This window comes from Variovorax sp. RTB1, assembly GCF_035018765.1.
Taxonomy (GTDB): domain Bacteria; phylum Pseudomonadota; class Gammaproteobacteria; order Burkholderiales; family Burkholderiaceae_C; genus Variovorax.
In genome coordinates this window covers 1-6,559 of the sequence record NZ_JASJXG010000093.1, presented here as the reverse complement: position 1 = coordinate 6,559, position 6,559 = coordinate 1, and the positions used below count along the sequence as shown (strand labels likewise).

Below are 6,559 nucleotides of genomic sequence, written 5' to 3'. Positions count from 1 at the left end.
GGCCTCACTTGCGGTGCAGGCGGTGGCGGAGGAGGAGGTGGAGGCGGTGCCGGGGTAGGTGGAGGCGTCGGCGTCGGCGGTGTCACCGGCGTCGGCGGAGCGGAGAGCCGCGGCGCCGCTTGTTGCACGGTCGACGACCACAGTTCCGCTTCGACCGCATCGTCCTCGGCTTCACGTTTCCAGTGCACCCCCCAGGTCAGCGCCGCGATCAGCAGCGCATGCGCGATGAGCGCCAGGATGACGGCGCGCGGGGTGCCGCGCTGCGGCGGCGGTGCGAACTCGGGACGATCGGCAGCGAGCGACATGCGCTTACTTGCCCCTGGCCGGCGCCGCGCCGGTGCCGGTGGTCGTGACCGACAGGCCGACGCGCTCGATGCCGATCTTCTTCAGCTCGTTCATGGCGCGGACCACGGTGTCGTACTTGACCGTCTTGTCGGCACTGATGACGACCGGCCGCTGGTCGTCGCCGCCTTGCGCTGCCTTGGCGGCCGCTCCGATCTGCGTCATGGGCAACGAAGTTCCGCCGGTGCCGGTCGACGGGTCTTTCTTGATCTGCACTTCGTCGTCGCTCTTGATGACGATCTCGATCGGCTTGTCGGGCTGCTTGTTGGCGCGGTCGACCGTCGGCAGGTTGATGACGCTGGGGGTGATGAGCGGCGCGGTCACCATGAAGATGATCAGCAGCACCAGCATCACGTCGATGAACGGGACCATGTTGATCTCGTTGATGGTGCGGCGTCCGCGGCCGCGTGACGATACGGCAGCCATGCTCAGCGCCCTGCAGTGGCCGAGACCGCGGCGGTCGCCGGATTGACGTTGGCCGACAGGTTGCGCTGCAGGATGTTCGAGAACTCCTCGATGTACGTCTCGAGAGCGATGGCGATCTTGTCGATCTCGCGTGCGAAGCGGTTGTAGCTCACGACGGCCGGGATGGCGGCGAAGAGGCCGATCGCGGTCGCGACCAGTGCTTCTGCGATGCCGGGTGCCACGGTGGCCAACGTCACCTGCGTGAGCGCAGCCAGTCCGGTGAAGGCATGCATGATTCCCCACACTGTGCCGAAGAGCCCGACGTAGGGGGAGACCGAGCCGACCGTCGCGAGGAACGACAGGTTTTGTTCGGCCGCATCGAGTTCACGCTGAAAGCTGGCCCGCATCGCGCGGCGGGCGCCGTCGAGCAGCGTGCCGGCATCGGTCACATGGCGCTCCCGGAGCTTCTGGTATTCGCGCATGCCTGACGCAAAGATGCGTTCCATCGGCCCCGCGAGCTTGGCGTTTTGCGCGGCCGAAGCAAAGAGTTCGTTCAGGCTGGTGCCCGACCAGAACTCGCGTTCGAATTCGTCGTTGAGCGCGCGCATCCGCTTCAGCGCAAAGAACTTGCGGAAGATCGCGGCCCAGCTGGAGATCGAAACGATCACGAGCAGCAGCACGACCAGTTGCACCACGAAACTCGCGTGGATGAGGAGATTGATGATCGACAGGTCTTGGTTCATGGCTTGGATGGTTCTTCAATGGAGCCGATGGAGTGCTCGAGGGTTCCCGAAACGTGTGCCGGAATGCGCGCGGGGCGCAATGTGGCGGCGTCCACCCAGCCGATGCGGATCGTGCCTTCGCAGAGCAAAAGTCCTTGCTCTGATTTTGATAGCACGCGCTGGCCGATTATCAAGGACGCTGAGCCCATCTGCCGCGCTTCGGCTGTAACGAGCAGTTCATCGTCGAGGCGGGCCGGGCGGTGGTATTTCAACGTGGTCTCGCTGACGACAAACTGGCCGCCGGTTTCTGCGCGCAAGGCATGCTGCGAGATGCCGAGCGAACGCAGCCATTCGGTGCGCGCGCGTTCCATGAACTTCAGGTAATTGGCATAGAACACGATGCCGCCCGCATCGGTGTCTTCCCAATACACCCGAATCGGAAACGCGAAGCTCATCGGGCCAAGGCCTTCAGCCGTTCGACGGCTTCCTGCAGATGCGCCATCGAACTCGCTGTGGAGAAACGCACGAAGCGGCTGGTCTCTGCGGTCCCGAAATCGCGGCCTGGCGTCACCGCCACGTGCGCCCGCTTCATGGTCTCGAAGGCGAAATCCCAGCTGCCCTCGATGCCGAGCTTCTTCGCGAAAGAGGTGCAGTCGGCCCAGGCGTAAAACGCGCCATCAGGCATGACGGGCACGGTCAGCCCGAGCGCGTTGAGCTGCGGAATGAACCAGTCGCGGCGCGCCTTGAACTCAGCACGGCGCCGCTCGTACTCGGCGATGCTTTCGGCTTCGAAGCAGGCCAGCGCCGCATGTTGCGAGATGGTGTTGGCGCAGATGAAGAGGTTTTGCGCGAGCCGCTCGATCACTGGCACGAGGGCGTCGGGCACCACCAGCCAGCCGAGCCGCCAGCCGGTCATGTTGAAGTACTTGCTGAAGCTGTTGATGCTGATGACCTGGTCGTCGATGGCGAGCGCGGTCTGGCCGAATTTCGCGTCGTAAGACAAGCCGAGATAGATCTCGTCGATCAGCGTGATGCCGCCGCGCCGTGTCACCACCTCGTGAATGCGGCGCAGCTCATCCGGAGCGATCGAGGTGCCCGTCGGGTTCGATGGCGACGCGAGCAATACACCGCGCGTCTTGTCGGTCCAGTGGGCTTCGACCTTGTCGGCGGTGAGCTGAAAACGCTCGGCTGCCGTGGTCGGCACGAGTACGGCTTTGCCGTCGGCTGCGCTGACGAAATGGCGGTTGCACGGATAGCTGGGGTCGGGCAGCAGGATCTCGTCGCCCGCCTCGATCAACGCCAGGCAAGCCAGCTGCAGCGCCGCCGAAGCGCCGGCCGTCACGACGATACGGCGCGCCGGTACATCGACGCCGAAGCGCTCTGTGTACCAAGCGCTGATGCGCTCGCGCAGTGCATCGAGGCCGGTCGCTTGCGTGTATTGCGTGGTGCCGTCGTGGATGGCGCGAGCGGCCGCTTCCTGCACCAGCGGCGGTGCGGTGAAGTCCGGCTCGCCGATGTTCAGGAAGATCATCGGCCGATCGGTGTGCGCGACTTCGCGGGCAAGGGCAGACGCGGCCTTCGCCACCTCCATGACGTAGAACGGCTCGATGCGCTCGGCGCGCGACGAAATCTTCATCTCTTTACTTGGCCTTGCCGGTCAGCCGGTCTGCTTCGACCTCGGCACTGCGAAGCTGTGGCGCCAAGCCATTGAGCACGGCGTTGACGTACTTGTGGCCGTCGGTGCCGCCGAATTCCTTGGTCAGTTCTATGCATTCGTTCAGCACCACGCGCCAGGGCACGTCGAGGCAATTCTGGAACTCGTAAACGCCGATCCACATGACTGCATGTTCGATCGGCGAGATGCGTTCCATTTCGCGGTCGAGCAAGGGAAGAATCAGCACGTCGAGTTGCGCCGCGCCCTCGATGCAACCGTGCAGCAGCGCGTCGTAGTGCGCCGAGTCGGCCTTGTGAAAGCCGGCCAGATCGCGTGTGAAAGCGTCGATGTCGGCCGCATCGTTCTTGCCCACGATGTACTGGTAGAGGGCCTGCAAGGCGAACTCGCGCGCACGGCTTCGGCTCGACTTGGCCGAAGCTTTGCGAACGCCCGTGGCGGTGAGGCCGGTGCGAATTTGTTTGGGCGGGCCGGTCTTGGCGATCGCGTCTTTGGTGGTGTCTTCGGTCATGAAAGTGTGGCTAGCAGTTGCGCCATTTCGACGGCGACACGGGCCGCATCGCGACCTTTGTCGGTCTGGCGGGCCACGGCTTGTGCGAGGTCTTCGGTGGTGAGAATGGCGTTGGCGATGGGCAGGCGGTAGTCGAGCGCGACGCGGCTCACGCTGGCGCCCGACTCGTTGGCGACCAGCTCGAAGTGGTATGTCTCGCCGCGGATGATGCAGCCGAGTGCGACCAGCGCGTGATAACCACCGCGCTCGGCCAGCGCCTGCAGTGCAATCGGCACTTCGAGTGCGCCGGGCACTTGCACATGGTCGATGTCTTTTGCGGCGACGCCGAGCGCTTCGAGTTCGGCGAGGCAAGCCTGCGCGAGCGCGTCGGTAACGTCCGCATTGAAGCGCGCCTGCACGATGCCGATGCGCAAGCCGGTGCCTTCGAGCGGGGTCCCCGCTCCTTTGTTCGAACCTTGCATGTCGTCAGTCTTTCGAGATGTAGCCCGCAATTTCCAGGCCGTAGCCGGCGGCCATGCTCGGCATGCGGCGTGGCGTGCCGAGCAGGTTCATTTTGCGGACGCCGCATTCGCGCAGGATCTGCGCGCCGATGCCGTAGCTGCGCAAGTCCATGCGGCCGCGCTCGGGCGCTTGCGCCGGGCGCGCGGTGCCGTCGAACTGGGCCAGCAAGTCAGCGCCGGATTCACCGCAGTTCAAGAGCACGGCCACGCCTTTGCCTTCGGCAGCGATGTGCGAAAGGCTCGAGTCAAGGCCCCATGAATGCAGCGAGCGGTTGACCTCGAGCGCGTCGAGCACCGAGAGCGGCTCGTGCACGCGCACGTCGACGGTATCTTCCGGCGACCAGCTTCCGCGGACCAGCGCCAGATGCACGCCGCCGCTGGGCTTGTCGGTGAAAGCGTGTGCGGTGAACACACCCCAAGCCGTCTGGATTTCGCGAACACCTACCTTTTTGACAAGCGATTCGGTGCGGCTGCGGTGCTCGATCAAGGCGGCAATGGTGCCGATCTTGATGCCGTGCTCAGCTGCGAACAGTTGCAGGTCGGGCAGGCGCGCCATCGTGCCGTCTTCGTTCATGACTTCGCAGATGACCGAAGCGGGCGAGCAGCCGGCCATCGCTGCCAGATCGCAGCCGGCTTCGGTGTGCCCCGCGCGCATGAGCACACCGCCATCCACCGCCTGGAGCGGAAAGATGTGGCCCGGTTGCACCAGGTCTGCCGCCACCGCTTTGCGCGCAACGGCCGCCTGCACGGTGCGGGCGCGGTCGGCGGCCGAGATGCCGGTGGTCACGCCTTCGGCCGCTTCGATCGACACGGTGAACGCGGTCGAGTGCTTGGCGCCGTTGCGCGACACCATCGGCGGCAATTGCAGGCGTTCGCACATCTCGCGCGACAACGTCAGGCAGATCAAGCCGCGAGCGTGGCGCGCCATGAAATTGATCGACTCCGCCGTGATGTGGTCGGCCGCGATGACGATGTCGCCTTCGTTCTCGCGATCTTCTTCATCGACCAGGATCACCATGCGGCCGGCACGCAGGTCTTCGACGATTTCTTCGATGGGCGAGATTGGCGCGGTGACGCGACCACTGCGCGAAGCGGTGATCGGCGATACAGACGAAATCGACGTGACGGAGGCGTTCATGGCTTGTCTTTCTTGTTCGGGATGGAGAGGGCGCCCGCTTGCAGCATGCGCTCGACGTAGCGGGCGACGGTGTCGACCTCGAGGTTGACGTTGCTGCCGGCGCGCAAGTTGCCTAGCCCAGTGTTCTCGACCGTGTGCGGTATCAGGTTGATGCTGATCTCGCTGCCGTCCGGAACGTCTTCGAGAACAAGATCGGTCACTGTGTTGACGGTCAGGCTGACACCGTTGACGGTGATCGAGCCTTTGTACGCAAGGAAGCGTGCGAGTGCTTGCGGCGCGACGATTCGGAGTTCCCAGCTTTCGCCGATCTCCGCGAAGTAGCTCACCCTGCCGATGCCATCGACGTGGCCCGAGACGATGTGGCCGCCCAGCCGGTCGTTGGCCCGCAAGGCTTTTTCGAGGTTGACGGCGCCGTCGGGCACGGAAAGACCGGCGGTCTTGTCGAGAGATTCAGCGGAAATATCGATGCTGAACTGCAGTTGCGCCGCGTCGAGCGACGTGACGGTCATGCAGGCGCCGTTGAGCGCGATGCTGTCGCCGAGGCCCACGTCGTCCAGGTAACCTGGAGGCGTCGCAATGCTGAGCCGCTTGCCGTGGGATGAAGAGCTTCCGAGGTCGTGGACTGCGGCGATGCGCCCCACGCCGGTAATGATTCCGGTGAACATTGGTGGATTTTCGCAGAACGCGCGGCCTGCGTTCGCCAGATGCGCAAGAACGGCGCCAAAAGGGCCGCCGGAAGGACGCTAGAACGCGTCTTTGCCGGTCACTCGCGCGACGATCCGGAGGTCGGGGCCAATCAACTCCACCGAGCGGAATTCCAGAGGCAATGCGCCCGTCAGCGACGTCAGCGAACCGCCGGCATGGGTGTGGCTGGCCATACCGAAGCCGCTGCCGACGAACTTGGGCGCGAGATAGACCACAAATTCGTCGACCAGGCCTTCTCGGATAAGCGAGCCGTTGAGCTTGTGGCCGGCCTCGACGTGCAGTTCGTTGACTTCGCGCATCGCGAGGTCTTTCAGCAGGGCAGCGAGATCGACTTTGCCCTGCGCGTTCGGCAGGCAGGTGATGGTGGCACCGCGCGCTTCCAGTGCCGCTGCCTTGGCTTCATCACGGGCCGCAGCGTAGATCCACACATGACGTGCAGCTTCAAAAATATGTGCGTCGGGTGACGTCTGAAGATGGCTGTCGACCACGACCAGCGGAGGCTGACGTTCTGTGTCGACCAGCCGTACGTCGAGACGCGGGTTGTCCTCGAGCACGGTGCCCACA

The 6,559-nt window shown here is 64.4% G+C and carries 9 protein-coding genes and 1 pseudogene; all 10 read right to left on the bottom strand.

The annotated features are described in order from the left end of the window. A pseudogene (locus tag QN397_RS26215) lies at positions 1–305 on the bottom strand (protein TolA); the annotation flags it as partial. Positions 306–309: 4 nt separating this feature from the next. Continuing rightward, complete coding sequence (locus QN397_RS26210) at positions 310–768, bottom strand: biopolymer transporter ExbD (RefSeq protein ID WP_187052382.1); 459 nt, start codon at positions 766–768, stop codon at positions 310–312. A gap of 2 nt (positions 769–770) precedes the next feature. Continuing rightward, positions 771–1,490, bottom strand: a complete 720-nt coding sequence (gene tolQ, locus QN397_RS26205) for a protein TolQ (RefSeq protein WP_187052381.1) — start codon at positions 1,488–1,490, stop codon at positions 771–773. Further along, a complete protein-coding gene (gene ybgC, locus QN397_RS26200; RefSeq protein ID WP_323502448.1) occupies positions 1,487–1,924 on the bottom strand; it encodes a tol-pal system-associated acyl-CoA thioesterase in 438 nt (145 codons plus the stop codon). Before ybgC ends, tolQ begins: the two co-directional genes overlap by 4 nt. Then, positions 1,921–3,105 carry a pyridoxal phosphate-dependent aminotransferase gene (locus QN397_RS26195; protein ID WP_323502447.1) on the bottom strand — a complete coding sequence of 395 codons (1,185 nt, stop codon included), beginning with the start codon at positions 3,103–3,105 and terminating at the stop codon, positions 1,921–1,923. Before QN397_RS26195 ends, ybgC begins: the two co-directional genes overlap by 4 nt. 4 nt (positions 3,106–3,109) lie before the next feature. Then, positions 3,110–3,652 carry a transcription antitermination factor NusB gene (nusB, locus tag QN397_RS26190; RefSeq protein WP_323502446.1) on the bottom strand — a complete coding sequence of 181 codons (543 nt, stop codon included), beginning with the start codon at positions 3,650–3,652 and terminating at the stop codon, positions 3,110–3,112. Next, on the bottom strand, positions 3,649–4,113 hold the full coding sequence (ribH, locus tag QN397_RS26185) for a 6,7-dimethyl-8-ribityllumazine synthase (RefSeq protein ID WP_323498012.1): 465 nt from the start codon (positions 4,111–4,113) through the stop codon (positions 3,649–3,651). The genes nusB and ribH overlap by 4 nt, the downstream gene beginning before the upstream one ends. A gap of 4 nt (positions 4,114–4,117) precedes the next feature. Further along, entirely contained in the window at positions 4,118–5,290 is a 1,173-nt protein-coding gene (gene ribBA / locus QN397_RS26180) for a bifunctional 3,4-dihydroxy-2-butanone-4-phosphate synthase/GTP cyclohydrolase II (RefSeq protein ID WP_323498013.1), read from the bottom strand. Further along, the gene (locus tag QN397_RS26175; RefSeq protein WP_323502445.1) at positions 5,287–5,955 is read right to left on the bottom strand and encodes a riboflavin synthase; all 669 of its coding nucleotides are present in this window, start codon (positions 5,953–5,955) and stop codon (positions 5,287–5,289) included. Before QN397_RS26175 ends, ribBA begins: the two co-directional genes overlap by 4 nt. 78 nt (positions 5,956–6,033) lie before the next feature. Then, a partial coding sequence (locus tag QN397_RS26170) for a RibD family protein (protein WP_323502444.1) occupies positions 6,034–6,559 on the bottom strand: 526 nt, incomplete at its 5' end.

Bases quoted from the DNA above. Each gene is read 5' to 3' on its own strand.
- QN397_RS26210 (WP_187052382.1), bottom strand. From the start codon at position 768: ATGGCTGCCGTATCGTCACGCGGCCGCGGACGCCGCACCATCAACGAG.
- tolQ (WP_187052381.1), bottom strand. From the start codon at position 1,490: ATGAACCAAGACCTGTCGATCATCAATCTCCTCATCCACGCGAGTTTC.
- ybgC (WP_323502448.1), bottom strand. From the start codon at position 1,924: ATGAGCTTCGCGTTTCCGATTCGGGTGTATTGGGAAGACACCGATGCG.
- QN397_RS26195 (WP_323502447.1), bottom strand. From the start codon at position 3,105: ATGAAGATTTCGTCGCGCGCCGAGCGCATCGAGCCGTTCTACGTCATG.
- nusB (WP_323502446.1), bottom strand. From the start codon at position 3,652: ATGACCGAAGACACCACCAAAGACGCGATCGCCAAGACCGGCCCGCCC.
- ribH (WP_323498012.1), bottom strand. From the start codon at position 4,113: ATGCAAGGTTCGAACAAAGGAGCGGGGACCCCGCTCGAAGGCACCGGC.
- ribBA (WP_323498013.1), bottom strand. From the start codon at position 5,290: ATGAACGCCTCCGTCACGTCGATTTCGTCTGTATCGCCGATCACCGCT.
- QN397_RS26175 (WP_323502445.1), bottom strand. From the start codon at position 5,955: ATGTTCACCGGAATCATTACCGGCGTGGGGCGCATCGCCGCAGTCCAC.